We start from the raw sequence: 24151 nt of genomic DNA, 5'->3' as shown, positions 1-24151 counted from the left end.
GCGATCGGGCGCACAAGTCTAAAACAGTCAGCGCGCATGATAGCGAAACATCGGAGTGGTTTCATTGCCTTTCCCGATTCAGCCTTCTACTGTATCTGTCACCTGAACGAATAATGAGGAATAAATCGTGCGTATCGGTATTGATTTAGGCGGCACCAAAATTGAAGTGATTGCGCTGTCTGACCAGGGCGAGGAGCTGTTTCGCCACCGCGTGAATACCCCGCGTGACGACTATGCGGCCACGGTGCAGGCGATTGTCGATTTAGTCCTGCTGGCGGAAGCGCAGACCGGGCAGCAGGGGACGGTCGGCATCGGCATTCCCGGCACGATTTCTCCTTATACCCAGCGGGTAAAAAATGCTAACTCGACGTGGCTCAACGGCCAGCCGCTGGACAAAGATTTGGCGCGTGCGCTGAATCGTGACGTGCGCATCGCCAACGACGCGAATTGCCTGGCGGTTTCCGAAGCGGTTGATGGCGCAGGCGCAGGCCAGCCGCTGGTGTTTGCGGTGATCATTGGCACCGGTTCCGGCGCAGGCGTGGCCATCAACGGAGAATCACGCATTGGCGGTAACGGTAACGCAGGCGAGTGGGGGCATAATCCGCTGCCGTGGATGGATGAAGACGAACTGCGCTATCGCGCGGAAGTGCCGTGCTACTGCGGGCTGCAGGGCTGTATTGAGACGTTTGTCTCCGGCACAGGCTTCGCCATTGATTATCAGCGTCTCAGCGGACAGGCGCTGAAGGGCGCGGAGATCATCCGGCTGATCGAGCAGCAGGATCCGGTGGCCGAGCTGGCGATGAGCCGTTATGAAACGCGGCTGGCCAAATCGCTGGCGCAGGTGGTTAACCTGCTCGATCCGGATGTGATCGTGCTCGGCGGCGGCATGAGCAACAACGATCGGCTGTACCAGACGGTGCCGACGCTGATGAAGCAGTGGGTGTTTGGCCGCGAGTGCGAAACGCCGGTGCTGAAAGCGGTGCACGGTGACTCCAGTGGCGTGCGCGGTGCCGCCTGGCTGTGGCCGGTGAAAGGGTAGCGTAACGACGCTTTATGCGTGCTTAACCCCTCTTCCAGCGGAAGAGGGGGCCGAAGCGGGTCAGTGTTGGCTTAACTGACCGGCGTGACACACGATATCGTGCGCATGCAGCACGGCTGGCCGGTTTTCATTCAGTCGGATGGCGGCATAAATATCGATATGCAGATTTTGCGCTTCATCGTCAGCCAGTGCGCGATAACACAACCCTTCCTGATGAAAGGTACATTTCGACTGTGGCATCAGGGCAAAGCCTTTTCCTCTGGCAATGTGTGTCAGCATAACCAGTGAATCATCGGGCTCTTTAACTCTTTTAAGCGGGGTGTGGAGCTGTGAAAACAAGCGTTCACATTTATCGTAGAACGACGGATTGGCGCTTCTGGCAAACCAGAACAGCGGTAAATCACCGATCGCTTCCAGCGAGACTTTTTCTTTCAGGCTGGCCGGATGTCTGGCCGGCATTGCTACCAGCAAAGGCTCACGACCGATCCACTGGTACTGAACGGTATCTTCGTGGCCGGTTGCCCTTTCGCCCGTCAGTACCAGGTCCAGGCGGTTTTTTGCCAGACACTGCAGCAACTGCGCAGACGTCAGATCGGGCGTTTCCACATCGTCGGCGGCGTCCAGTTTCAGCAGTTGCTGGTTAATGGGCGCAATCAGTGCAAAATTCAGCGTGCGAGTGAGGCCGATACGCAGGCGCTTTTCTGAAGAAAGCGAGCCAGGCTTGAGTTCATTCAGCGCCTGAAGGATCTTCTCCGCTTTGATTACCAGCGCCCGGCCAGCGTCCGTCAGACTGACGTCATGGGTGCTGCGGCTAAACAACGGCTGCTCCAGCACGGCTTCAAGGCGCTTAATCTGTCGGGTTAGCGGAGGCTGAGTCATGCTGAGCCGTTCGGCGGCCCGGCGAAAGTTCAGCTCGTGCGCAACCGCAAGAAAGCATTGCAGCTGTTTCACACTGGGGAGATGGTTGCTGATAAGGTGCTCTGCCGTTGCCATAGAGTCCATCCGGATAATCAAAAACGTTATTCTACGCAGCAAAATGTCAGCAGGACAGGAGGTTAATCGGTCTGGCCGGCACTACGTCAGACATCCTGACCGGGCGTTACCCGGCCAGGGCTTCAGGCATTAATGCTTATCATCCCTTCTTCAGAATAGCGCTCGCCCCTGATCTCAATATGCTGATGAATAGCGTTCAGTAAGGCGATATCTGCCTGCTCCAGCACGATATCGGCGGCCTGCGCATTTTCCGTCAGATAACGGATCTGTTTCGTCCCCGGAATGGGGATCAGCTTGTCGTACTGCGCCAGTAGCCAGGCCAGCGCAATCTGCCCTGGCGTGCAGCTGTACTTTTCAGCGAGCGGGTGCACCGCGTCAAGAAGCTGGGCGTTATGGTCGAGGCTGGATTGACTAAAGCGCGCATTATTTTTGCGGAAATCACCCTCAGCGAAGTCGCTGTTATGACGATACTTTCCGGTCAGAAACCCTCTGCCCAGCGGAGAGTAGGGAACTAAACCTATACCCAGCTCTTTCACCACCGGCAGAATCTCAGCTTCGATATCGCGCGTCCACAGTGAATATTCGGTTTGCAGGGCAGTGAGCGGGTGAATGGCATGGGCCCGGCGCAGGGTTGAAGCTGAAACCTCACACAATCCAATGTGGTTGATCTTACCCGCTTTAACGAGGCGGCTCAGGCATTCCATGCTCTCTTCAATCGGCGTAACCTGGCTCACGCGGTGAAGATAGAACAGATCGATGCGCTCAACGCCAAGCCTTTTAAGCGATTCATTACAGCAGCGGGTGATGTAGTCGGGTTGGTTGTTAATCGTCCGGGCATAAGCCTGGTCCGCAGGGCGATCGATTCCGCACTTGGTGGCAATGTTAAACTGCTCACGCGTGGTGTTATCCAGACCGGCAAGAAAGTGGCCAATCAGCCGCTCATTATGGCCCCGCCCGTACATATCCGCGGTATCGATAAACGTGATATTCAGGTCGATAAGCGTGTGTAACAGCTGCAGTGAAGCGTGGTCGTCTGTCTGCCCATAAAATTCGCTCAGTCCCATGGCACCATAGCCGATCGAACTGACAGTCAAGGTTTGCGATAAATGTCGGGTGTGCATAATGGCTCCTTGTTGTGGTTTTTTTGATTGTTGCACCCCGATTACGCGTAATGAATTGTCATTTACGTCATGCAAAAAAGGTATCACAGCAGCATGACCGGAGCGGTGCTGTGGTGGGATGGATTTATCGCGTGGGGCAGAAAGAGACGGGTACACAAAGGGCTCTGTGTACCCGCCTCCGTTGCCTGAAGGGCAGGGGCAATGCGTTGCTTACTCGCCGACCAGCATGGAATCCTGCGGTGCGCGCTCGCGCTGGGCTTTGGTGGCAAGGAAGTAAAGGTAGCCGAGCACCATGATCGCCACAAACAATCCGCCGATTACCGGGTTAAACCACAGCATCGCCACCAGACACACCAGCGACAGCACCAGTGCGATGCCCGGTACCAGCGGATAGCCCGGCGCACGGAAGCTGCGCTCCAGATCCGGTGCGCTGCGGCGCAGCTTAAACAGGCTCAGCATACTCATCAGGTACATCACGATCGCGCCGAACACTGCCATGGTGATCATCGCCGCCGTCAGCGTCATGCCCTGCAGATTGATCAGTCCGTCGCTGTAAATGGCGGCGATACCGATGACACCGCCGGCGATGATGGCGCGGTGCGGCGTCTGGAAGCGCGACAGCTTCGCCAGGCTGGGCGGCAGATAGCCCGCGCGCGCCAGGGCAAAGAACTGACGCGAGTAGCCAAGGATGATGCCGTGGAAGCTGGCGACCAGGCCAAACAGGCCGATCCACACCAGCATATGCATCCAGTTAGAGTGCTCGCCGACGATCATCTTCATCGCCTGCGGCAGCGGATCGTTAATGTCCGACAGCTTGCGCCAGTCGCCCGCGCCGCCGGCCAGCAGCATCACGCCAATCGCCAGCACCACCAGGGTAAGAATGCCGCTGATGTAGGCTTTCGGGATGGTGCGCTTCGGATCTTTGGCTTCTTCGGCCGCCATGGCCGCGCCTTCAATGGCGAGGAAAAACCAGATAGCGAACGGGATGGCGGCAAAGATGCCGGACAGCGCTGGCATGCCAAAATGATCGCTGCCAGCCCAGCCGTTGGCGGCGAAGTTAGCGACGCTGAAACCCGGCGATACCACGCCCATGAACACCAGCAGCTCCAGCACTGCCAGCACCGTCACCACCAGTTCGAACATCGCGGCCAGCTTCACGCCGAGAATATTCAGTGCCATAAACAATAAATAAGCCCCGACTGCCGCCGTTTTGGGGTTGAGATCGGGATACTGCACGTTGAGGTAGGCGCCAATCGCCATGGCGATGGCCGGCGGGGCGAACACGAACTCAATCAGCGTCGCCAGACCGGCAATCAGACCACCGGTTTCGCCAAATGCCCGACGGCTGTAAGCGAACGGCCCGCCAGCGTGCGGAATCGCCGTGGTCAGTTCGGTAAAGCTAAAAATAAAGCAGGTATAAAGTGTGGCGATCAGCGCGGTGGTGATCAGGAATCCCAGCGTCCCGGCCACGCCCCAGCCATAGCTCCAGCCGAAATACTCACCGGAAATCACCAGTCCAACCGCAATACCCCATAAATGCAGGGTGCCCAGCGTGGGTTTTAGTTTGCCTGTCATCTTCATCTCCCCGTCATGCTTGTTGTGCGGCGTTGGCACCGCGCTATTGTGGGTTTGCGCTACAGTGAAGGGATAATGCCGCTGCCCGGGACGGGAAAACTTGACGCCGGCGCAGTGAGTTTTGTCCTCTGCGGTCAACTCGCTGCGAGAAAAAGCGCTGGCTGTACGCTGCGGTCAACTTTTGCTGTTCTGCGGTCAGGCAGTCAGGACGACCTCATCCCATGCTGATAACACTGGTTTTAAGAGACTAATGCTGGAGAGTGATGAATGAGCGCCAAACAAGCCGAATCCCTGACCGATGCCGAGATCACCCTGCTGGCGCAACGTGCGCTGGCCTGCTATCCCGCCGCGCTGCACGGTGAGCTGCAATTGCTGTGCCGTTCGGAGAACGCCACCTTTTTGCTGCGTGCCGGCGGCAAACGCTACGCGCTGCGCCTGCACCGGCCGGATTACCACAGCAAAGCGGATATTCTCAGTGAACTGATGTGGCTTGATGCGCTGCGCGAGACCGGCATCATGGTGCCGCAGGCGATTCCGGCGCGCGACGGTGAAAGCGTGCTGACGCTGACGCTGGCGGACGGCAGCACGCGTCATGCGGTGCTGTTCCACTGGATTGACGGCGAGATGCCGACCACCGACGTCGATCCCAAAGCCTTTCAGCAGCTCGGTACCATCACCGCGCGCCTGCATCAGCACAGCCGCAGCTGGCAGAAACCCGAAGGTTTTCAGCGTATTATCTGGGATCATCACACCATGGTCAGCGAGCATAGCCACTGGGGGCGCTGGCAGGATGCGCCCCATCTTGATCCGGCCGATCACGGCATTATCGCAGCGGCGGTGGAGCGCGCCGGGCAGGCGCTGGCGGAATTTGGTAAAGAGCGCGATCGCTACGGCCTGATCCACGCCGATCTGCGGCTGACCAATCTGCTGCTGCACAAAGGCGAAACCCGGGTGATCGACTTCGATGACTGCGGCATGGGCTGGTATCTGCACGATCTGGCGGCCGCGATCAGCTTCGTCGAGCACCATCCGCGTGCGGCGGAGTGGGTGGATAACTGGATCCTCGGCTATGAACGCGTGGCGCACATCAGTGATGCTGAGATGGCGCTGGTGCCGACGCTACTGATCCAGCGTCGTATCCAGATGACGGCGTGGATGGGCACGCACGCCGATACCGAGATGGCGCTCAGCCTCGGGCCGCACTGGGCCAGCCATTCGGTGCGGCTGTGCCGTCGCTATCTTGAGAGCAGCCAGCTGCCGGTAGGCGCGTGACCTGCACCAGCAGAGGGCAGCGGCGCGCGCTGATGGCGTAATCTGGTGCCTGCGCATCAAGCGCGCCAGCCGTGACAGGCGCGCTGACAGGAACGCAGATCGCCGCCAGGAGCGCGCCAGCGGCGGCCAGGCGGTGCATTGCCTTGCACCGCGCGCCGCCGGGTGACGCTGGTATGAAAATTGCTGGATCCCTTCATTCTGTTATCCGCGCGATCCCTGAGAGGTTCCCATGCAATCACTCATCTCTGCTGCTGATGCCTTCAGCGCGTTTGCCACACCCGCCAGCAACCGTGGCGTTCTGGCCGCGGCGGCGACCGGTCTGAGCGCCTTCATTACGGATAAAGGCGGCGATGTCGATCGCATCTTTGGCATCAGCGGTATCGATTCTGAACTGCTGGCCAGCCCGACACTGAGCCTCGGGCTGGTGAACTATTGCCGCGTGATGGAAGAAGCGGCGCGCCACTCCGGCTTTGATAACTTCGGTTTGCATTACGGCAGGCAGTTCAAACCGCAGTCATTAGGGTTAATTGGCTACATCGGACTGTGCTCGCCGACGCTGGAGCAGGCGCTGCACAATGTGGTGAACGCGTTTCCCTGGCACCAGCACGATACGCTGACGCGGCTGGTGGACAAGGGCGACTGCTGGCGGCTCGATTATCAGGTGCGCCACGGGGCGATCCTGGCGCGCCGTCAGGATGCGGAGCTGACGCTCGGCATGTTCCTCAACCTGATTCGCCACGTGGCGGGCAAAAACTGGGCGCCGCGCGAGGTGCACTTTGAACATCCGCGTCCGGAGCAGTGGCACGAGCACTGCAAAGTGTTTGATGCGCCGGTCTGGTTCGATCAGCCGTTTAACTCACTGCTGATCGCGAAACGCGACCTGCAGCGCGCCATGCCGGAGCAGGATGCGATGCTGCTGATGGTGATGCAGGATGCCATTCGCCGCCTCAACAGCAGCGCCAGCGTGCAGAGCGTGGTCGAACAGGCGCGTTCGCAGGTCAGCCTGACGCTCATTCAGGGCGAACCGGTACTGGAGGAGATCGCCGGCAAAATGGGGTTGTCGAGCTGGTCGCTGCAGCGACGCCTGCGCGAAGAGGGCATTAGCTTTAGCGCACTGGTGGATAAGGTGCGCTGCGAAATGGCCACGCACTATCTGCAGCAGAGACAATTGCCCATCTCGGAAATGGCGCTGCTGCTTGGCTATTCCGAGGTCAGCGCGTTTTCCCGCGCCTTCCGCCGCTGGTTCGGCATCAGCCCGCGTCAGTGGCGCCAGGATGGGCTGGTAAGTCAGGCCGGTGTGGCGCAAAGCCAAACCACGCTGGCTGGTCGCGCTGCGGCGGAGGCGGTAAGCCGCGCGACTGACCAATAAGCTGCCACGCACGCAAACACAGCGCTTCGTCGCCCTGGGTTTGCGTCACCGCGTAGCGCCCACTGTTCTGCCACTCCAGGCGCACCCAGCACTGCTGTCCGGCATAGCGCGCCGCATCGTGAAACTGCTTATTGAGCTGCTGCTGCAGTGCTTCACTCCAGTGGCAGGCGGCGCTGTCAGCATCGCCCTGCGGCTGGCACTGATTGGCCAGGCTGGGGGCCGGCGCGGACACCTGCTGGCAGGCGCTGAGCCCCACCATCATTACTAACCCACCTGATAGTCTCGCTAATCGATTAATTAAATTCATTAATAAGCCTGCATTTTCGCTAAAGATTCCTGGCGCTGCTGCCGACAGTCTACAGACCGCAGCAGGGAATGCTATGGCATTACTCTGACTGTCGGCATAACCAGAATTTGCCGCCTGGTGGCGGTGTTATCCCTTCCTTTATTCATGGACCAGAAATGCAGAAGAAATATGCCTTTGCGGCACTCTCCTTGTTAAGCGCCGCGCTGCTCAGTGGCTGTGCCACCGAGTCGTCGCGCGCCATCGACGCACCTCAGGTTCGCGCCGCAAGCCAGCCGGCTTATCAGGGCGTGCGCAGCCCAATCGCGGTGGGACAGTTTGATAACCGTTCGTCATACATGAATGGGATTTTCTCCGACGGCGTTGATCGTCTGGGCAACCAATCCAAAACCATTCTGATTACGCATCTGCAGCAGACCAATCGCTTCAACGTGCTGGATCGCAGCAACCTGAAAGAGCTGCAGCAGGAAGCCGATTTCAAACACAGCCAGCAGAACATCAAGGGCGCTAACTACATCATCACCGGTGACATCACCGAGTTCGGGCGCAAAGAAGTGGGCGACCAGCAGCTGTGGGGCATCCTCGGGCGCGGTAAAAGCCAGATCGCTTACGCCAAAGTGAACCTGAATGTGGTGGATGTGACCACTTCAGAAGTGGTGTACAGCGTGCAGGGCGCGGGTGAATACCAGCTGTCAGCGCGTGAGGTGATCGGCTTTGGCGGCACCGCCAGCTATGACTCTACCCTGAACGGCAAAGTGATGGATCTGGCGATCCGTGAAGCGGTCGACCACCTGGTGGATGGCATCAATAACGGCGCATGGCGCCCGGTGAAATAAGGATATTGACGATGAAATTACTGCAACTGAGCGCCGCGCTGATCGCGGCAGGCGTGCTGGCCGGCTGTGCGCCAAAAGGACCGGAGCCGATCTACTACTGGGGTGATTACCAGCAGCAGGTCTACAGCTATTACCAGAAAGACAGCGATCCGCAGAAGCAGATTGATGCGCTGAATCTGGATATCGAAAAGGCCAAAGCGGTGAACAAGCCGGTGGCACCCGGTCTGCACGCCCAGCTGGGCCTGCTGTACGCCAAAAACGGCAACACGGATAAAGCTTTCAGCCAGTTCGCCCTCGAGAAGCAGCTGTTTCCGGAATCGGCGCCGTACATGGACTTTCTGATGAAGAAAAAAGGAGTGAACCAATGAAAAAACTGATTGCCGTGTGCGGCGTATTCGCGGCGCTGCTGCTGACCGGCTGTGCCCAGAATAAGAAACCGTATGACTACAGCGCCTTCCGTGCCAGTAAGCCGGCGTCAATTCTGGTGCTGCCTGCCGATAACCGTGCGCCGGATATCAACGCGTCGCACAGCTTCACCTCGCTGGTGACCCAGCCGCTGGCGGAAGCGGGTTACTACGTGTTCCCGGTGGCGGTGGTGGAAGAGACCTTCCAGCAAAACGGCCTGAGCAACGGGCATGAAATTCAGGCGGTGAGCACGAAGCGCTTGCATGACATCTTCAACGCAGACAGCGCACTGTACATTTCGATTACCGATTATGGCAGCAGCTATCTGGTGGTTGATTCGGTGACCACGGTCTCGGCCACTGCCCGTCTGGTCGATCTGCGCAGCGGTAAAGAGCTGTGGCAGGGCATGGCCACCGCCAATGATTCTGAGAACAGCAACAACAGCAACGGCGGCATCATTGGCATGCTGGTGTCGGCGGCGATCAAACAGATTGCCAGCAACGCGGGCGACAAAGCGCACACCATTGCTGGTGTCACCAGCGCACGTCTGTTAGCGCAGAACGAGCAGGGTGGTCTGCTGGCCGGCCCGCGCTACAAAGCGCCGGTTACGCGTTAATCTACCTGGCGCGGCGATCAGCTGATCGCCGCGCCACTTCACGCATCACTCGCCCGGCAGCTCCAGTTTACTGTAGCCGAGCCCGTTCATTTTACGCACCCGGATCTGCACCGGGATGCGCTCTTTCATCGCTTCCACATGACTGATCACACCGATGGTTTTCCCGCTGGCGTTGAGCGCATCGAGCGCATCCAGCGCGGTGTCCAGCGTTTCGGCATCCAGCGTGCCGAAGCCTTCGTCGAGAAACAGTGATTCAATGCGCGTTTTATGGCTGACCAAATCGGACAGCGCCAGCGCCAGCGCAAGGCTGACGAGGAAGCTCTCGCCGCCGGACAGCGTACGCGTGTCGCGCGTGGCATCGGCCTGCCAGGTATCCACCACTTCCAGCTCCAGCTCATCGCTGACGCGGCGCTGCAATAAATAGCGGCCGTGCAGGCGATCGAGCTGGCGGTTTGCCAGCCACACCAGATGATCGAGGGTTAAGCCCTGAGCAAAGCGGCGGAACTTGTCGCCTTTGGCCGACCCGATCAGATCGTTGAGGCGGCTCAGCTGTGCCAGTTCCGCTTCGTCAGCGGCGATCTGCGCCAGCAGCGTTTGCTGCTGCTGACGCTGTTGGGTATCGCTGTGCAACTGCTGCTGCGCTTCCCCTTGCTGGCGTGCGTTGTCACGCAGCGCCACGCGCAGCTGCTCCAGCCGGGCGGCGATGGTACAAGCATCGGCATCGCTGAGCGCGGCCGGGCGCTGCTGCTGGTGATCGCTCAGCCGCTGCGCCAGTCTGGCATGCAGCGCGGCGTGCTGCTGATGCTGCTGCTCCAGCGTTTGCAGCCGCTGGCGCAGCGTCTGCACCTCATCTTCCGCCAGCAGCGCGGCGCGCAGGGCGCTTTCGTCAGCGAAATCACTGAGCAGCAATGCCTGCCGGAAGGCGCTTTCGGCGTCCGCTGTGCGCTGCGCCAGCGTCTGCTGCTGGCTGACAATCTGTTCATACTGACCTTTCAGGCCGTGCAGCTCGCTTTGCGCCTGCTGCCAGCGCTGCAGCTGTTGCGCCAGCGCCTGGTCATGCTGTTGCAGCGCGGCGTGCTGCTGCTGACGCGCGTCCGCCACGCGCCGGTCGCCAAACAGCTGCTGGCGCTGCTGCTGCTGGGCCTGCTGCTGCTGTTGCAGGTGGTTAAGGGCTTGCTCCAGGCTGGCGACCTGCTGCTGTTCACGCGCCAGAGTTTGCTGCAGGCTGCTGCCTTCCGTTTCGCTTTTCGCCAGCTGCGGCTGTAGCTCAGCAAGTAACCGCTCACTTTCCTGCCACTGCTGCCAGCGCTGCTGCAGCGTTTGCAGCCAGCCGGCGCGCTCGGGCGCTGCAGGCAGGCTAAGCTGATGGGCAGCCAGCTGCTGTTCCAGCTGCTGCAATTGCTGCTGACACGCCTGACGTTCACCACTGATGCGCTGGTCGAGCTCATCGCGCTGCTGTTGGGCGCTGGTGAGCTGCTGCTGCGCCAGCAGTTGCTGCTGCAGATGCTGCTGCCAGCGCTGCTGCTGGTGCAGATGCGCGTCTTTGGCCTGCTGCAACGTGACGGCCGCCTGTTCACGCGCCTGCAACTGCTGCTGCTGGCGGGCTTCGAGCGCGTCCTGCTGCTGCTGCCAGGCGCTGAATTCTGCGTGCTGTTCAGCGCTGAAGGTAAGCGCCAGCTCACCGCACAGCGCCTGCCAGCGCTCGCGGGTGGCGGCGATCTGCTGGTCGAGATCGGCGATTTCCTGTTGCAGCGCCTGCTGTTGCTGCTGCGACAGTTTAAGCTGCTCGCCCCGCGCGGTACCGGCTTCCCTGAGCTGCATCACGCGGCTCTCCAGCGCGGCCAGGCGCTGTTGATTTTCGTCCGGCTGCAACTGCTGGTAGCGGTCGATGGCCGGATGCTGGCAGGAGCCGCACAGCGGGCAGGGCTGTTCCGGCTGCAGCCGGGCCCGCTCGTCGGCCAGCTGAATAATCGTGCGCTCCAGCTCGCACAGGCGACGCACATCCAGTAGCGTCTGATGCTCGCGCTTGTACTCCTCGCGCAGCTGCTGCAACGCCAGCGCTTCCTGCTCAGCATGCTGCTGTAACTGCTGCAGCTTAAGCTGGCGCTGCTGGCGCTGCGGCTGGAGCGTTTGCCACTGTGCCGCCAGCAGGCTGAGCTGCTGACGTGCGCCGCGCTGCTGCTGATGCTGCGCCAGCGCCGTCCGCAGCGCCGGGCTGGCGATCTCCGCTTCCAGCGAAGTAAGCACCTGCTCCGCCTGCTGGCGCTGCTGCTGTGCCGCGGCTTCCGCCTGTTGCAGCGGCTGTGCCGCCTGTTCGCGCGCCTGCAGCGCCTGCTGCTGCTGTTCGAGCTGGCTTTGCAGTTGTTGCTGCTGCGCGCTGAGCTGCGTCAGCGTTTGCTCACGCTCTTCAAGCCGGGCGAGTTCGGCCTGCCAGCGCGCCAGTTCGCCGCCCCAGCGGGCGACAGCGGCTTCACTCAGGCGAAACGCCTGCTGCTGCGCCAGCTGTTGTTGTAAGCGTTCACTTGCCTGCTGATGCTGATCCAGCGCCTGCTGGCTGAGTAACAGGGTTTTTTGCTGTTCGCTCAGCAGCGCCTGCTGCTGCTCAAGCTGCTGTGCACGGCTGGCGATCTGCTGATCGAGCGGGATCACCTGTTCGCTCAGCAGCGTCTCCAGCTGTTGCTGTTCGGCCAGCGCGCGTTCACGTGCCTGCTGTGCGGCCTGATAGTGGCTTTCACCCTGCTGCAGCGCCGCTTGTGCCTGTTGCTGTTGCTGCTGTAACTGCTGCGCCTGCTGGTTCAGTGTCTGCTGGTCGCGCTGCAGCTGTTCGCGCTGCTGCAGTTTGTCGCGCAGCTTCTCCGCCGGTTCAGCACGCGCCAGCCGCTGGCGATCGCCTTCCGCCTGCTGCCAGGCCGCGGCGGCAGCCTGCAACGCCTGCTGCGCCTGCTGTTGCTCCGCGTTGAGCTGCTGCTGCTGCGTCAGCCACTGCTGCTGTTGCTGGGCCTGCGCCAGCTGCTCGCTCAGATCCTGTTCGGTGCGGGTGAGCTGGTCCAGCTGCTGCGCCAGTTCGGCGCGGCGGGCGTCATCGAGCAACTGCACCGCACCGGCGCGGGCGCGCAGCGTGTCGAGTGCCGCGCGCGCCGTGCGCCAGCGCTCGTAGATCTGCATCGAGATGTGGCCGTAGATTTCGGTGCCGGTCAGCTCCTCCAGCAGCTCGGCGCGCTCGCCGGGTTTGGCATTGAGGAAGGCGGCAAACTGCCCCTGCGACAGCATCATCGAACGGGTGAAGCGGGCAAAATCGAGACCGGACAAGGTTTCGATGGCTTTGAGCTTGTCACCGACTTTATCGGCGACGATCTGGTTGTCCGCCACGCGCGCCAGTTCGACGCGCGGCGCCTGCAGTTTACCTTCCGCCAGGCCGCGCGCGCGGTTCTGGCTCCAGAAGGCGCGCCAGGCTTCACCTTTGATCTCAAACTCCACTTCGGCGAGGCATTCAGCGGTGTCACGCGTCATCAGCTGATTTTCGCTCTGCGACAGGCCACCAAGGCGCGGCGTCTGGTGATAGAGCGCCAGACAGATGGCATCCAGCAGCGTGGTTTTACCCGCGCCGGTAGCGCCGGTGATGGCGAACAGCCCGTTGCTGGCAAACGGCTCGCGGCGGAAATCGATAAACCACTCGCCGCGCAGCGCATTGAGGTTTTTAAAACGCAGCGTCAGAATTTTCATGCGCCCGGATCCTCCAGCGTCGCCAGCGTGCTGCGAAACAGTTGCGTTAACTGCGCGCGCTGTTCATCCTCCAGCTGCTCCTCCAGCGCCAGCCGGCGGGCAAACACCTCTTCAACTTTCAGTTCGCTCAGGGTTTCGTTCTCCAGCCGCGCCAGGCTGCGCTGACGCTGATCGCGGCTGCGGCGCACCAGCAGCACCTCAACCGGCAGCGCGTCGGTAAGCTGTTCAATGCGGCGCTGCAGGTCGCTCAGGTACTCCTGAGTAGTGATTTCAATATCCAGCCACACCGGCAGATCGCCTTCATAGGTGTGAAACGCGGTCAGCTGCTGTTCGATCTCCGCCATGGCACCTTTCAGCATCTGCATCGGCTGGAATGACGGAATAACCAGCGGTGTGACGGACTCCAGCCGGGTGCTAAATTCCAGCAGGAATACGCTTTTCTCACGCCCCAGCTCATCAAAGCTGAGCGCAATCGGCGAACCGCTGTAGCGGATGTGATCGCTGTCGGCGATGCGCTGCGCACGATGGATGTGGCCCAGCGCAATGTAGTCGGCAGGCGGGAAGGCCTGCGCCGGAAAGGCGTCCAGCGTGCCGATGTAGATATCACGCACCGAATCGCTCTTGCTGACGCCCACGGTGGTGAGATGCCCGGTGGCGATGATCGGCAGCGTACTGCCCATGGCTTCGCGCTGCGCCACGGCGGCGGCATAACAGTGCTGATAGTGCTGCTCAATCGCCTGCAGCAGCGACAGCTGCTTATCGCGACCGGACTGACCCGCCTGGCTGCGCAGGATGTCGCGCGGACGCAGATAGGGAATGGCGCACAGCAGCGCGCCCGGCGTGCCGTCACGCTGTTGCAGCGTCAGCACCTGCTGCTCGCCGCCGGGCGTGGCGCTGGTAATGACGCGGGTATTGAGGCAGGCCAGCAGCTCGCGCGATTCATTCAGCGTGGCGACCGAATCATGGTTGCCGGCCAGCACAATCAGCTGGCAGCCGCTGGGCTGCAGCGCCACCACGAAACGGTTAAACAGTTCGCGCGCGTAGCTGGGCGGCGAACCGGTATCAAACAGGTCGCCAGCGACGATCAGCGCATCCACCTGATGCTGCACAATCGCGGCCAGCAGCCAGTCGAGGAATTGCTGGTGCTCGGCGGCGCGGCTTTTGCTGTAAAAGAACTGACCGAGATGCCAGTCAGCGGTGTGAATAATGCGCATGAATGCTCCGTGCCTGCTATCGCAAAGCGGCAGTATAACCGCTTAACAACGCAATGAAAAAAAAGCGAAACCGGTTGTCACAATTGCGCTTTTTATCTGATTATCATGAGGTGGGTTTTTCATAAAAGTGTCACAAAACTGACGCATAATGGCGCCGCAAACCCCCGTGACATGCCGTCACAATCGCAGGAGTAATAATGGCTAAGCGCATTTTGGTTGTGGAAGACGAAGCTCCCATCCGTGAAATGTTATGTTTCGTGCTGGAACAAAACGACTATCAGCCGATTGAGGCTGAGGACTATGACAGCGCGATTGGCAAGCTGATCGAACCCTGGCCCGATCTGATTCTGCTGGACTGGATGTTACCCGGCGGCAGCGGCATTCAGTTCATCAAACATTTAAAGCGTGAAGCCATGACGCGTGATATTCCGGTGATGATGCTGACGGCGCGCGGTGAAGAGGAAGATCGCGTGCGCGGGCTGGAAGTGGGCGCCGATGATTACATCACCAAGCCGTTCTCGCCCAAAGAGCTGATGGCGCGCATTAAAGCCGTGATGCGCCGCATCTCACCGATGGCGGTGGAAGAGGTGATTGAGATGCAGGGGCTGAGCCTCGATCCCTCCTCGCATCGCGTGATGTCCGAAACCACGCCGCTGGAAATGGGACCGACCGAATACAAACTGCTGCACTTCTTTATGACGCATCCGGAGCGCGTATACAGCCGCGAACAGCTGCTGAATCACGTGTGGGGCACTAACGTGTATGTGGAAGACCGCACCGTGGATGTGCATATCCGTCGTTTACGTAAAGCACTGGAAGTTTCCGGCCACGATCGCATGGTACAAACCGTTCGCGGAACAGGGTATCGTTTCTCTGCCCGCTACTAAACGGAGTCTTTTACCGTGCTGGAACGACTCTCCTGGAAGAGATTACTGACCGAGCTGGCGCTGGTGTGTCTGCCTGCGCTGGTGCTGGGTCTGCTGGTTGGCTATCTGCCGTGGTGGCTGTTACTGGCCGTGTGCGGCGTGCTGTTCTGGCACTTTAAAAATCTGATGCGGCTGTCGCACTGGCTGTGGATTGATCGTTCAATGACGCCGCCCACCGGGCGCGGCAGCTGGGAACCGCTGTTTTACGGCCTGTATCAAATGCAGTTGCGCAATCGCCGCCGCCGGCGCGAGCTGGGCAATCTGATCAAACGCTTTCGCAGCGGGGCCGAGTCGCTGCCGGACGCGGTGGTACTCACCACCGAAGAGGGCACCATTTTCTGGTGTAACGGTCTGGCCCAGCAGCATCTCGGGCTGCGCTGGCCGGAAGATAATGGCCAGAATATCCTCAACCTGCTGCGCTACCCTGAATTCTCCCGCTATATCCGCCAGCGCGACTTCAACAAGCCGCTGACGCTGGTGCTGAATAATCAGCATCACATGGAGTTCCGCGTCATGCCTTACAGTGAAGGGCAGTGGCTGATGGTGGCGCGTGACGTCACCCAGATGCACCAGCTGGAAGGGGCGCGGCGTAACTTCTTCGCCAACGTCAGTCATGAATTGCGTACCCCGCTGACGGTGCTGCAGGGCTATCTGGAGATGATGGACGACGCCGGGATGAATGAGCGCACCCGCAGCAAGGCGCTCAGCACCATGCAGGAGCAGACGCGGCGCATGGACAGCCTGGTGAAGCAGTTGCTGACGCTGTCACGCATCGAAGCGGCCCCCGCCATTGACCTGAAAGAGACGGTGGATGTGCCGACCATGCTGCTGCTGTTGCAGCGCGAGGCGGAAACCCTCAGCCAGGGCCGGCACAGCATCCATTTCCACACCGATCCGCACCTGAAGGTGTTCGGCAATGATGAACAGCTGCGCAGCGCGATTTCCAATCTGGTGTATAACGCGGTGAACCACACGCCGGATGGCACGCGCATCGACATCAGCTGGTTGCGCACCAAACAGGGCGCCGAATTTAAGGTGTGCGACAACGGGCCCGGCATCAGCGAGGAGCATCTGCCGCGCCTGACCGAACGCTTCTACCGCGTGGATAAAGCGCGCTCGCGCGCCACCGGCGGCAGCGGGCTGGGGCTGGCCATTGTTAAGCACGCGCTCGGCCACCACACCACGCGGCTGGAGATCAGCAGCGTGCCGCATCAGGAAACCTGCTTCCGCTTCGTGCTGCCACCGCGCTTGATTGTGGCGAACGGAATCCGCGAGAATGTGGCGCAGTAAACGCCACCGGACTCTGTGATGAAATCGCTGCTGCTCTCTCTTTTATTACTGTGCCCGCTGCTGGCGACGGCTCAGCAAAGCATGCTGACCGGCAACCTGAGCAGCGTGGGCTCGGACACGCTGGGCTACCTGATGACGCTGTGGGGCGAAGATTTCAGCCGTCAGTCGCCGGGCGTTAATGTGCAGGTGCAGGCGGCGGGATCGTCGACGGCGCCGACCGCGCTGGCCGCCGGGGCCGCTCAGCTTGGCGCCATGAGCCGGCCGATGCAGGTGGATGAGCGTCAGCTGTTTATCGCGCGCTATGGCTATGCGCCGCTGGCGGTGCCGGTGGCGATGGATGCGCTGGTGGTGGTGGTTAATCAGGACAATCCGCTGCCGTCCATCAGTCAGCCGCAGCTGGATGCGCTGTTCTCCGTGACCCGGCTGTGCGGCGCACAGCAGGTGCCGCAGCGCTGGGGCGATGTTGGCCTGCATACGGCGAACTGGGCAACGCGCAGTATTCAGCGCTTTGGCCGTAACTCCGCTTCCGGCACCTGGGGCTTTTTCAAGCAGCAGGCGCTGTGTCGCGGCGATTTCCGCGCTGACGTCGCGGAGTTTCCCGGCTCGGCGGCGGTGGTGCAGGCGGTCGCCAGCACGCCGAACAGCATCGGCTACGCCAGCTTTGGCTTTCACCTGAGCGGCGTGAAAACCCTGCCGATCGTCACCGCCAGCGGCGACAGCGTTATGCCGGATGCCGAATCGATCCGCAGCGGCCGTTATCCGTGGTCGCGCCCGCTGTATATTTACGTTAACAAGGCGCCCGGTAAACCGCTGCCGCCGCTGGTCGCCGCCTTTCTGCAGCAGGTGCTCTCTGCGCAGGGCCAGCGCCGTGTAACGGAGGCCGGCTACCTGCCGCTGTCCGATAGCCAGATCGCGCAGGCGCGCGCGGCGATTGCGCAAAACTAATTCACGCTGACCGATCATGAATTTTTTTCACGTCCCCTGAATTTTCTTCCATTGCCGCCGGTGGGGCGGCATGTCACTCTTATGGACATATAGCCATCCAGATGGCCAAAAATAACCGTACGCAATTATACCCTGACGCAATTATGTGTCAGTGCAGGAGTGAATATGCAACGCAACACCGCCCCGTTCCGCGCCGATACCGTCGGCAGCTTTCTGCGTCCCGCCGCCATTAAACAGGCACGTGAACAGTTCGCCAGTGGTGCCCTCAGCGCCGACCAGCTGCGTCAGGTAGAAGACGATGCGATTCGCCAGGTGGTGGAGCAGCAGCGCGCCAGCGGTCTGCAGGTGGTGACCGACGGTGAATTCCGCCGCGCCTGGTGGCACTTTGATTTCTTTGGCCATCTGCACGGCGTCGAGCTGTTTGAGGCCGATCAGGGCATTCAGTTCAACGGCGTGCAGACCAAAGCGCACGGCGTGAAGGTCACCGGCAAAGTCGCTTTTAACCCGCAGCATCCGATGCTGGACCATTTCCGCTTCCTGCAAAGCGTGGCCGGCGATGCGGTGGCGAAAATGACCATTCCCAGCCCGAGCGTGCTGCACTTCCGCGGCGGCCGTAAAGTGATTGATGCCACGGTGTATCCGGATCTGGAGCAGTACTTCGCCGATCTGGCAAAGACTTACAAAGAGGCGATCAAGGCGTTTTACGACGCTGGCTGCCGCTATCTGCAGCTGGATGACACCGTGTGGGCGTACCTGTGTTCAGGCGATCAGCAGCAGCAAATCCGCGAGCGCGGTGAAGATCCGCAACAGCTGGCGCGCATTTATGCGCAGGTGCTGAATCGCGCGCTGGAAGATAAACCGGCGGATCTCACCGTCGGTCTGCACGTGTGTCGTGGTAACTTCCGCTCGACCTGGATCTCGGAAGGCGGCTACGAGCCGGTGGCGGAAATTCTGTTTGGCAGCGTGAACATCGACGCGTTTTTCCTCGAGTACGATAATGAGCGCTCCGGTGGCTTTGAGCCGCTGCGTTTCATCAAACCCGGTCATCAGCAGGTGGTATTAGGGCTGATTACCACCAAAACCGGCGAGCTGGAAGACGCTGCACAGGTAAAGGCGCGCCTGCAGGAAGCGGCGCAGTTTGTCAGCCTCGACCAGATTTGCCTCAGCCCGCAGTGTGGCTTTGCGTCAACGGAAGAGGGCAACAGCCTGACCGAAGCGCAGCAGTGGCAGAAGATTCGTCTGGTTGTCGACATCGCACAACAGGTGTGGTGATGCTGTAAAGTTGTGCAAACAGGCGCGTAAAGCGCGCCTTTTGTGCATCCCTGCGGCGGTTTCTGCAAGGAGATCGCCCGCTTTGCAGAAACTTTAAGCAAATCATCTCAGGTGTTTTCCGACTATTTCCTGCTTATCCACTGCGTTCTGACGCTTTCCTGTTATATCCTTCTGGTTTTCCGATCCTGTATTGCCTTTCTTCGCTATAAACGTTTTAATTTGCGCCGTTGTCGATTCATCCCTCTGTGAACAGAAGAAAAGCAGTTTAAATCACCTGCGCTGTACCGATTCGGCCCGCATAACGCACTGGTCAAGCCAGTTAAGCCATTGTTTTCGCGCATCCAGGGGACAACACAAACCCAACTTCCACCGCAACATCAGCTACAGGCAGTACAGAAGTTTATGACACATCGTTTAACCTCCAGGGACATCCTGGCGCTGGGCTTCATGACCTTTGCCCTGTTCGTTGGCGCAGGAAACATCATTTTCCCGCCTATGGTCGGTATTCAGTCTGGTGAACATGTCTGGATTGCCGCCTTCGGCTTCCTGATCACCGCGGTTGGTTTACCGGTGATGACCGTGATCGCGCTGGCGCGCGTTGGCGGCGGTATTGATGCGCTCAGCTCACCGATTGGTAAAGCGGCCGGTCTGCTGCTCGCCACCGTGTGCTATCTCGCCGTCGGCCCGCTGTTTGCCACGCCGCGCACCGCGACCGTTTCATTTGAAGTCGGGATTGCGCCACTGACCGGCGACGGCCCGCTGCCGCTGTTTATCTATAGCCTGGTGTACTTCGCGCTGGTGATCGGCATTTCGCTCTATCCAGGCAAGCTGCTGGACACCGTCGGCCACTTCCTCGCGCCGCTGAAAATTGTCGCGCTGACCATTCTGGGCGTCGCGGCGCTGCTGTGGCCGGCTGGCGGCATTTCGCCGGCCACCGCCGACTACCAGCGTGCGGCCTTCTCCAGCGGTTTCGTGAACGGCTATCTGACCATGGATACGCTCGGCGCGCTGGTGTTCGGTATCGTCATCGTTAATGCGGCGCGTTCGCGTGGCGTGGAAGACAGCAAACTGCTGACGCGCTATACCATGCTGGCTGGCGTGATCGCCGGTGTTGGCCTGACGCTGGTGTACCTCAGCCTGTTCAAGCTGGGCTCCGGCAGCGGCGCGATTGTCGATCAGAACGCTAACGGCGCGGCGATTCTGCATGCTTACGTGCAGCAGACCTTCGGCGGTATGGGCAGTGTCTTCCTCGCCGCGCTGATTTTCGTCGCCTGTATGGTTACGGCGGTGGGCCTGACCTGCGCCTGCGCAGAATTCTTTGCGCAATACCTGCCGTTGTCGTATAAAGCGCTGGTGTTTATTCTCGGCCTGTTCGCCATGCTGGTGTCGAACCTCGGTCTCAGCCACCTGATTCAGATTTCGATTCCGGTGCTGACGGCTATCTATCCGCCGTGCATCGTACTGGTGGTACTGAGCTTTACCCTGAGCTGGTGGAATCGCAGCACGCGCATCATTGCGCCAACCATGCTGATCAGCCTGCTGTTTGGTATCGTCGATGCCATCAAAACCACCAGCTTTAAAGATGCGCTGCCGTTGTTTAGCCAGCATCTGCCGCTGGCCGATCAGGGACTCTCCTGGTTGCCGCCGTCGCTGGCGATGCTGGTGATTGCTGCGGTGGTTGACCGGGTGAAAGGGCGTGAGCAGGTTGCCGTTCACCAGTAAACGACATCGCTGTTAATTCCGACCACGGGCTTGCCCGTGGTTTTTTCATTTCCACAGGTACTGTTTGTTATGCAAGAAACCAATAAGCTCAAACGCGGACTGAGCACGCGCCACATCCGTTTTATGGCGCTGGGATCGGCGATCGGCACCGGGCTGTTTTACGGCTCGGCAGATGCCATCAAAATGGCAGGCCCCAGCGTACTGCTGGCCTACATCATCGGCGGCGCCGTGGCGTATATCATCATGCGCGCGCTGGGCGAGATGTCGGTTAACAATCCGCAGGCCAGCTCGTTTTCACGCTACGCGCAGGATTACCTCGGACCGCTGGCGGGCTATATCACCGGCTGGACGTACTGCTTTGAAATCCTGATTGTGGCGATCGCCGACGTCACGGCTTTTGGTATCTACATGGGCGTGTGGTTCCCGGAGGTGCCGCACTGGATTTGGGTGCTGTCGGTGGTGCTGATCATCGGCGCCATCAACCTGATGAGCGTGAAGGTGTTTGGCGAAGTGGAGTTCTGGTTCTCCTTCTTCAAAGTTGCCACCATCATCATCATGATCGTGGCCGGTTTCGGCATGATTTTCTGGGGCATCGGCAACGGCGGTCAGCCGACCGGCATCCATAACCTGTGGACCAACGGCGGCTTCTTTGCTCACGGTATCGTCGGCATGCTGCTGTCGCTGCAGATGGTGATGTTCGCCTACGGCGGCATTGAGATCATTGGTATCACCGCCGGCGAAGCTAAAGATCCGGCGAAATCGATCCCGCGCGCCATCAACTCCGTACCGCTGCGCATTCTGGTGTTCTATGTCGGCACGCTGTTTGTGATCATGTCGATCTATCCCTGGAACCAGGTCGGTACCGCAGGCAGCCCGTTCGTACTGACTTTCCAGCACCTCGGCATCGCCGCCGCCGCCTCCATTCTGAACTTTGTGGTGCTGACGGCCTCGCTGTCGGCGATTAACAGCGATGTGTTTGGCGTCGGCCGCATGCTGCACGGTATGGCGCAGCAGGGTCATGCGCCGAAGATGTTTATGAAGGTGTCGAATCGCGGCATTCCGTGGGTCACGGTGCTGGTGATGATGCTTGCCATGCTGGTGGCGGTGTACCTCAACTATCTGATGCCGGAAAAAGTGTTCCTGGTGATTGCCTCGCTGGCGACGTTTGCCACCGTGTGGGTGTGGATTATGATTCTGCTGTCGCAGATCGCGTTCCGCCACAAAATCGGCAAAGAGCAGGCCGGTAAGCTGCAGTTTGCTCTGCCGGGCGGCAGCGCTACGGCGTGGGTGGGAGTGCTGTTCCTTGCCTTTATCATCGCGCTGATTGGCTACTTCCCGGATACGCGTATCTCGCTGTACGTCGGGTTTGCGTGGATTGTCCTGCTGCTGCTGGCGTGGCCGCTGGCGAAGAAACGTAAAGCGTAAGAAGCTTTACTGCGGGCGAAGCGAGACTTCGCCCGCGTTGCATTACCAGTTTTTCCCCAGCGCCATCTCTCCGCCGTACGGATTCAGGTGATTGTTGTCATACCAGAGCGGCATGCCCTGATGAGTGACCAGACACCCCTGCGCATTACACAACGTCTCCTGCAGTGACAACACGCGCACGCCGCGCTGCTGATAATCCTTTAACAGATTTGCCACCGATGCGTTTGGCATCTGCATCTGCTGCGTGCGTTCCGCCGCCAGCGCCGCGCCATCCTGCGCGCTGAGCCAGCTATTCAGGCTGCGGCGCAGCGGCATATTGCGGTTATGGCTGTAGCGCAGCGGATCGAGCGTGATGGTCGGCACATCGTCTATCAGGGTGATCTTTTTCCCTGCCGCCAGCAGCTGCGCCACCACGGTATCCAGCCCGCTTTTCAGCGCCTGCAGATTGTCCTGCGCCGGATCGCGGAGACTGCGGAATCCGCTGCCCGGCTGCGCACTGAGGCCCGCCGCCCAGAACGCGCTGATCACCACTTCGTCTATTTTATCGCTCAGGATGATCGGCAGAACCCGCTGATTAAAATCGAGGCACTGCTGTGCATGCTGCGGTTTTTGCGGCATCGCGCGCGTGGCCTCAAGCAGGAAAGGGCAGGAGGCTTTGGTCAGCTGAAACAGCGGTTTCTGCTGCCGCCGGGCGTAATCGGCGACGTTGGCCGCCAGCGCCGCGGCATGGCTGTCGCCAATCAGCGCTATCGCCGGTGTGTCACTCTGCGGCTGGCACTGCGCATCACGGGCGGGCCGCGTGGCGCCGTAATCCAGCAGGCAGGGATCGCGCTGGGCGGCGACTTTCCATTCGTCGCCGAGCATCACCGCTTCACTGACGCGCGATTTCAGGCCACCGCTCTGCCACAGCAGCACCATGGCACCGGCTGCCAGCAGCGACGAGGCGCAGTAGCCGGGGATCAGCCAGCGCGTACCGCTGCGCGCCCGACGGAATGGCTGTTCGACGAAGCGCCAGGAGAGCCAGGCGATGACCAGCGCCACGGCACAGATGCTCAACGCCTGCCAGATACTGAGCGGTCGATCGCTGCAGATGCGTGCCAGACTGAGCAGCGGCCAGTGCCACAGATACCACGAGTAGAAAATTTTACCGATGAAGCGCATCGGCGCGTTCTCCAGCAGCCGCTGATTGAGCGGGCTGCGTGCACCGATCATCAGACAGGCCGCCAGCACCGGCAGCAGTGCCAGCCAGCCGGGAAAGCGATCGCTATGGCTGAGTAACAGCGTGGCACCGATGATCAGCAGCCAGCCAGCGAGATGACAGAGGCAGGCCAGCCGGCCGGTGACGGGGCGGGGTTGCCACAGCGCCAGCAGCACGCCGGCACCCAGCTCCCAGGCGCGGGTTGGCAGCAGATAAAACGCCTGAGTGCTGGAGAGGGGCGTTAACCACAGGCAGCCGGCCAGCGACAGCAGGCTGAGCAGTAGCACCACGCCGGTCATTGTGCGCCGCAGCCGCACGGCCAGCAGCAGAACAAACGGCAGCACGATATAGAACTGCTCCTCAATGCCCAGCGACCAGGTCATCAGGAGCGGATTGAGATCGGCATCCGCACTGAAATAGTCGCCACTCTTCAGTAACAGCATATTGGGCACCGAGAGAAACACCGCCATGCTGTATTTTGCCAGCTGGCTTAATTCCAGCGGTGATAACAGCAGATAACCGAGCAGCAGCAATACCATCAGCATAAAAAACAGTGCGGGCGCAATACGCCGGATGCGGCGTAAATAAAACTGATAAAACGAGAAGGTGCCGGCGGTAATTTCTTTACTGATAATACCACCAATTAAAAAGCCGGAAATAACGAAAAATATATCGACGCCAATAAAGCCACCCGGCACGGCGCTGACGCCGCAGTGGAACAGCACAACCAATATAATGGCGACAGCGCGCAGACCATCGATATCCGGACGATAGCGCAGCGAGACAGGTACAGACATAACAGGATCCCAGTTATTCAATGTTAATTTGCGATTTTATTACTGCGGGTAAAAATAGCTCGGCGCATCCTGTCGCCGAAAAATGTAAAAAGAGAAAGGTATTACTAAG

Annotated in this window: 19 protein-coding genes; 12 read left to right on the top strand and 7 right to left on the bottom strand. The window is 60.0% G+C overall.

Going from position 1 to position 24151, the window contains the following annotated elements; all coding sequences use genetic code 11:
* Positions 1 to 127 precede the first annotated feature (127 nt).
* A complete protein-coding gene (gene mak / locus E7738_RS09715; RefSeq protein WP_021507130.1) occupies positions 128 to 1039 on the top strand; it encodes a fructokinase in 912 nt (303 codons plus the stop codon).
* A 60-nt stretch (positions 1040 to 1099) separates the two neighbouring features.
* On the opposite strand, the gene E7738_RS09710 is transcribed toward mak, so the two are convergent.
* The 3 genes from E7738_RS09710 to eat all read right to left on the bottom strand — a co-directional run bounded on the left by E7738_RS09710 (position 1100) and on the right by eat (position 4728).
* A complete protein-coding gene (locus E7738_RS09710) occupies positions 1100 to 2032 on the bottom strand; it encodes a LysR family transcriptional regulator (RefSeq protein ID WP_394516315.1) in 933 nt (310 codons plus the stop codon).
* 122 nt (positions 2033 to 2154) lie between these two features.
* Positions 2155 to 3153 carry an aldo/keto reductase gene (locus tag E7738_RS09705; RefSeq protein ID WP_394516339.1) on the bottom strand — a complete coding sequence of 333 codons (999 nt, stop codon included), beginning with the start codon at positions 3151 to 3153 and terminating at the stop codon, positions 2155 to 2157.
* Between the two features lie 210 nt (positions 3154 to 3363).
* Positions 3364 to 4728: an ethanolamine permease gene (gene eat / locus E7738_RS09700; RefSeq protein WP_058758051.1), complete on the bottom strand. Its 1365-nt coding sequence runs from the start codon at positions 4726 to 4728 to the stop codon at positions 3364 to 3366.
* A 267-nt stretch (positions 4729 to 4995) separates the two neighbouring features.
* Here eat and E7738_RS09695 point away from each other — a divergent pair, with 267 nt between their 5' ends.
* Together E7738_RS09695 and E7738_RS09690 are read left to right on the top strand one after the other, a co-directional pair.
* The gene (locus E7738_RS09695) at positions 4996 to 6000 is read left to right on the top strand and encodes a phosphotransferase enzyme family protein (RefSeq protein ID WP_058757981.1); all 1005 of its coding nucleotides are present in this window, start codon (positions 4996 to 4998) and stop codon (positions 5998 to 6000) included.
* Between the two features lie 229 nt (positions 6001 to 6229).
* Positions 6230 to 7369: an AraC-like transcriptional regulator QhpR gene (locus E7738_RS09690; protein ID WP_021507136.1), complete on the top strand. Its 1140-nt coding sequence runs from the start codon at positions 6230 to 6232 to the stop codon at positions 7367 to 7369.
* Here E7738_RS09690 and E7738_RS09685 read toward each other — a convergent pair.
* Positions 7251 to 7631 carry a cell envelope integrity TolA C-terminal domain-containing protein gene (locus tag E7738_RS09685; protein WP_241492970.1) on the bottom strand — a complete coding sequence of 127 codons (381 nt, stop codon included), beginning with the start codon at positions 7629 to 7631 and terminating at the stop codon, positions 7251 to 7253. The two genes, E7738_RS09690 and E7738_RS09685, sit on opposite strands and share 119 nt — an antisense overlap.
* A gap of 200 nt (positions 7632 to 7831) precedes the next feature.
* Between E7738_RS09685 and E7738_RS09680 the strand changes: the two genes are divergently transcribed.
* From E7738_RS09680 to E7738_RS09670, 3 genes are read left to right on the top strand one after another with little or no spacing between them, the layout of a single operon-like run.
* The gene (locus E7738_RS09680) at positions 7832 to 8509 is read left to right on the top strand and encodes a CsgG/HfaB family protein (RefSeq protein ID WP_021507138.1); all 678 of its coding nucleotides are present in this window, start codon (positions 7832 to 7834) and stop codon (positions 8507 to 8509) included.
* Between the two features lie 11 nt (positions 8510 to 8520).
* Positions 8521 to 8877: a DUF4810 domain-containing protein gene (locus E7738_RS09675; RefSeq protein ID WP_021507139.1), complete on the top strand. Its 357-nt coding sequence runs from the start codon at positions 8521 to 8523 to the stop codon at positions 8875 to 8877.
* A complete protein-coding gene (locus E7738_RS09670) occupies positions 8874 to 9530 on the top strand; it encodes a DUF799 domain-containing protein (RefSeq protein ID WP_021507140.1) in 657 nt (218 codons plus the stop codon). Before E7738_RS09675 ends, E7738_RS09670 begins: the two co-directional genes overlap by 4 nt.
* Positions 9531 to 9575: 45 nt before the next feature.
* Here E7738_RS09670 and E7738_RS09665 read toward each other — a convergent pair whose 3' ends face one another.
* Both E7738_RS09665 and sbcD read right to left on the bottom strand, forming a co-directional pair.
* Entirely contained in the window at positions 9576 to 13253 is a 3678-nt protein-coding gene (locus E7738_RS09665) for an AAA family ATPase (protein WP_394516314.1), read from the bottom strand.
* On the bottom strand, positions 13250 to 14467 hold the full coding sequence (sbcD, locus tag E7738_RS09660; protein WP_058769372.1) for an exonuclease subunit SbcD: 1218 nt from the start codon (positions 14465 to 14467) through the stop codon (positions 13250 to 13252). Before sbcD ends, E7738_RS09665 begins: the two co-directional genes overlap by 4 nt.
* Positions 14468 to 14664: 197 nt before the next feature.
* Between sbcD and phoB the strand changes: the two genes are divergently transcribed.
* The 6 genes from phoB (at position 14665) to proY (ending at position 22047) form a co-directional block, all read left to right on the top strand.
* A complete protein-coding gene (phoB, locus tag E7738_RS09655; RefSeq protein WP_021507143.1) occupies positions 14665 to 15354 on the top strand; it encodes a phosphate response regulator transcription factor PhoB in 690 nt (229 codons plus the stop codon).
* A 15-nt stretch (positions 15355 to 15369) separates the two neighbouring features.
* Entirely contained in the window at positions 15370 to 16683 is a 1314-nt protein-coding gene (phoR, locus tag E7738_RS09650) for a phosphate regulon sensor histidine kinase PhoR (RefSeq protein WP_021507144.1), read from the top strand.
* A gap of 18 nt (positions 16684 to 16701) precedes the next feature.
* Positions 16702 to 17628: a PstS family phosphate ABC transporter substrate-binding protein gene (locus tag E7738_RS09645; protein ID WP_058781206.1), complete on the top strand. Its 927-nt coding sequence runs from the start codon at positions 16702 to 16704 to the stop codon at positions 17626 to 17628.
* 165 nt (positions 17629 to 17793) lie between these two features.
* On the top strand, positions 17794 to 18900 hold the full coding sequence (locus E7738_RS09640) for a cobalamin-independent methionine synthase II family protein (RefSeq protein WP_394516313.1): 1107 nt from the start codon (positions 17794 to 17796) through the stop codon (positions 18898 to 18900).
* 402 nt (positions 18901 to 19302) lie between these two features.
* Positions 19303 to 20622: a branched-chain amino acid transporter carrier protein BrnQ gene (brnQ, locus tag E7738_RS09635; protein ID WP_021507147.1), complete on the top strand. Its 1320-nt coding sequence runs from the start codon at positions 19303 to 19305 to the stop codon at positions 20620 to 20622.
* A 69-nt stretch (positions 20623 to 20691) separates the two neighbouring features.
* The gene (gene proY, locus E7738_RS09630; RefSeq protein ID WP_058775216.1) at positions 20692 to 22047 is read left to right on the top strand and encodes a proline-specific permease ProY; all 1356 of its coding nucleotides are present in this window, start codon (positions 20692 to 20694) and stop codon (positions 22045 to 22047) included.
* Positions 22048 to 22089: 42 nt separating this feature from the next.
* On the opposite strand, the gene E7738_RS09625 is transcribed toward proY, so the two are convergent.
* A complete protein-coding gene (locus E7738_RS09625) occupies positions 22090 to 24042 on the bottom strand; it encodes an acyltransferase family protein (protein ID WP_394516312.1) in 1953 nt (650 codons plus the stop codon).
* Positions 24043 to 24151: the final 109 nt, after the last annotated feature.

The sequence above is a fragment of the Pantoea sp. SGAir0430 genome (assembly GCF_043549295.1).
Note: the sequence above shows the minus strand (reverse complement) of the source record. Positions and strands in the feature narration are given on the sequence as shown.

Bases quoted from the DNA above. Each gene is read 5' to 3' on its own strand.
- E7738_RS09680 (WP_021507138.1), top strand. From the start codon at position 7,832: ATGCAGAAGAAATATGCCTTTGCGGCACTCTCCTTGTTAAGCGCCGCG.
- sbcD (WP_058769372.1), bottom strand. From the start codon at position 14,467: ATGCGCATTATTCACACCGCTGACTGGCATCTCGGTCAGTTCTTTTAC.
- E7738_RS09645 (WP_058781206.1), top strand. From the start codon at position 16,702: ATGAAATCGCTGCTGCTCTCTCTTTTATTACTGTGCCCGCTGCTGGCG.
- proY (WP_058775216.1), top strand. From the start codon at position 20,692: ATGCAAGAAACCAATAAGCTCAAACGCGGACTGAGCACGCGCCACATC.
- phoB (WP_021507143.1), top strand. From the start codon at position 14,665: ATGGCTAAGCGCATTTTGGTTGTGGAAGACGAAGCTCCCATCCGTGAA.
- E7738_RS09695 (WP_058757981.1), top strand. From the start codon at position 4,996: ATGAGCGCCAAACAAGCCGAATCCCTGACCGATGCCGAGATCACCCTG.
- E7738_RS09690 (WP_021507136.1), top strand. From the start codon at position 6,230: ATGCAATCACTCATCTCTGCTGCTGATGCCTTCAGCGCGTTTGCCACA.
- E7738_RS09670 (WP_021507140.1), top strand. From the start codon at position 8,874: ATGAAAAAACTGATTGCCGTGTGCGGCGTATTCGCGGCGCTGCTGCTG.
- E7738_RS09625 (WP_394516312.1), bottom strand. From the start codon at position 24,042: ATGTCTGTACCTGTCTCGCTGCGCTATCGTCCGGATATCGATGGTCTG.
- E7738_RS09705 (WP_394516339.1), bottom strand. From the start codon at position 3,153: ATGCACACCCGACATTTATCGCAAACCTTGACTGTCAGTTCGATCGGC.
- E7738_RS09685 (WP_241492970.1), bottom strand. From the start codon at position 7,631: ATGATGGTGGGGCTCAGCGCCTGCCAGCAGGTGTCCGCGCCGGCCCCC.
- E7738_RS09675 (WP_021507139.1), top strand. From the start codon at position 8,521: ATGAAATTACTGCAACTGAGCGCCGCGCTGATCGCGGCAGGCGTGCTG.
- E7738_RS09665 (WP_394516314.1), bottom strand. From the start codon at position 13,253: ATGAAAATTCTGACGCTGCGTTTTAAAAACCTCAATGCGCTGCGCGGC.
- E7738_RS09710 (WP_394516315.1), bottom strand. From the start codon at position 2,032: ATGGCAACGGCAGAGCACCTTATCAGCAACCATCTCCCCAGTGTGAAA.
- E7738_RS09640 (WP_394516313.1), top strand. From the start codon at position 17,794: ATGCAACGCAACACCGCCCCGTTCCGCGCCGATACCGTCGGCAGCTTT.
- brnQ (WP_021507147.1), top strand. From the start codon at position 19,303: ATGACACATCGTTTAACCTCCAGGGACATCCTGGCGCTGGGCTTCATG.
- eat (WP_058758051.1), bottom strand. From the start codon at position 4,728: ATGACAGGCAAACTAAAACCCACGCTGGGCACCCTGCATTTATGGGGT.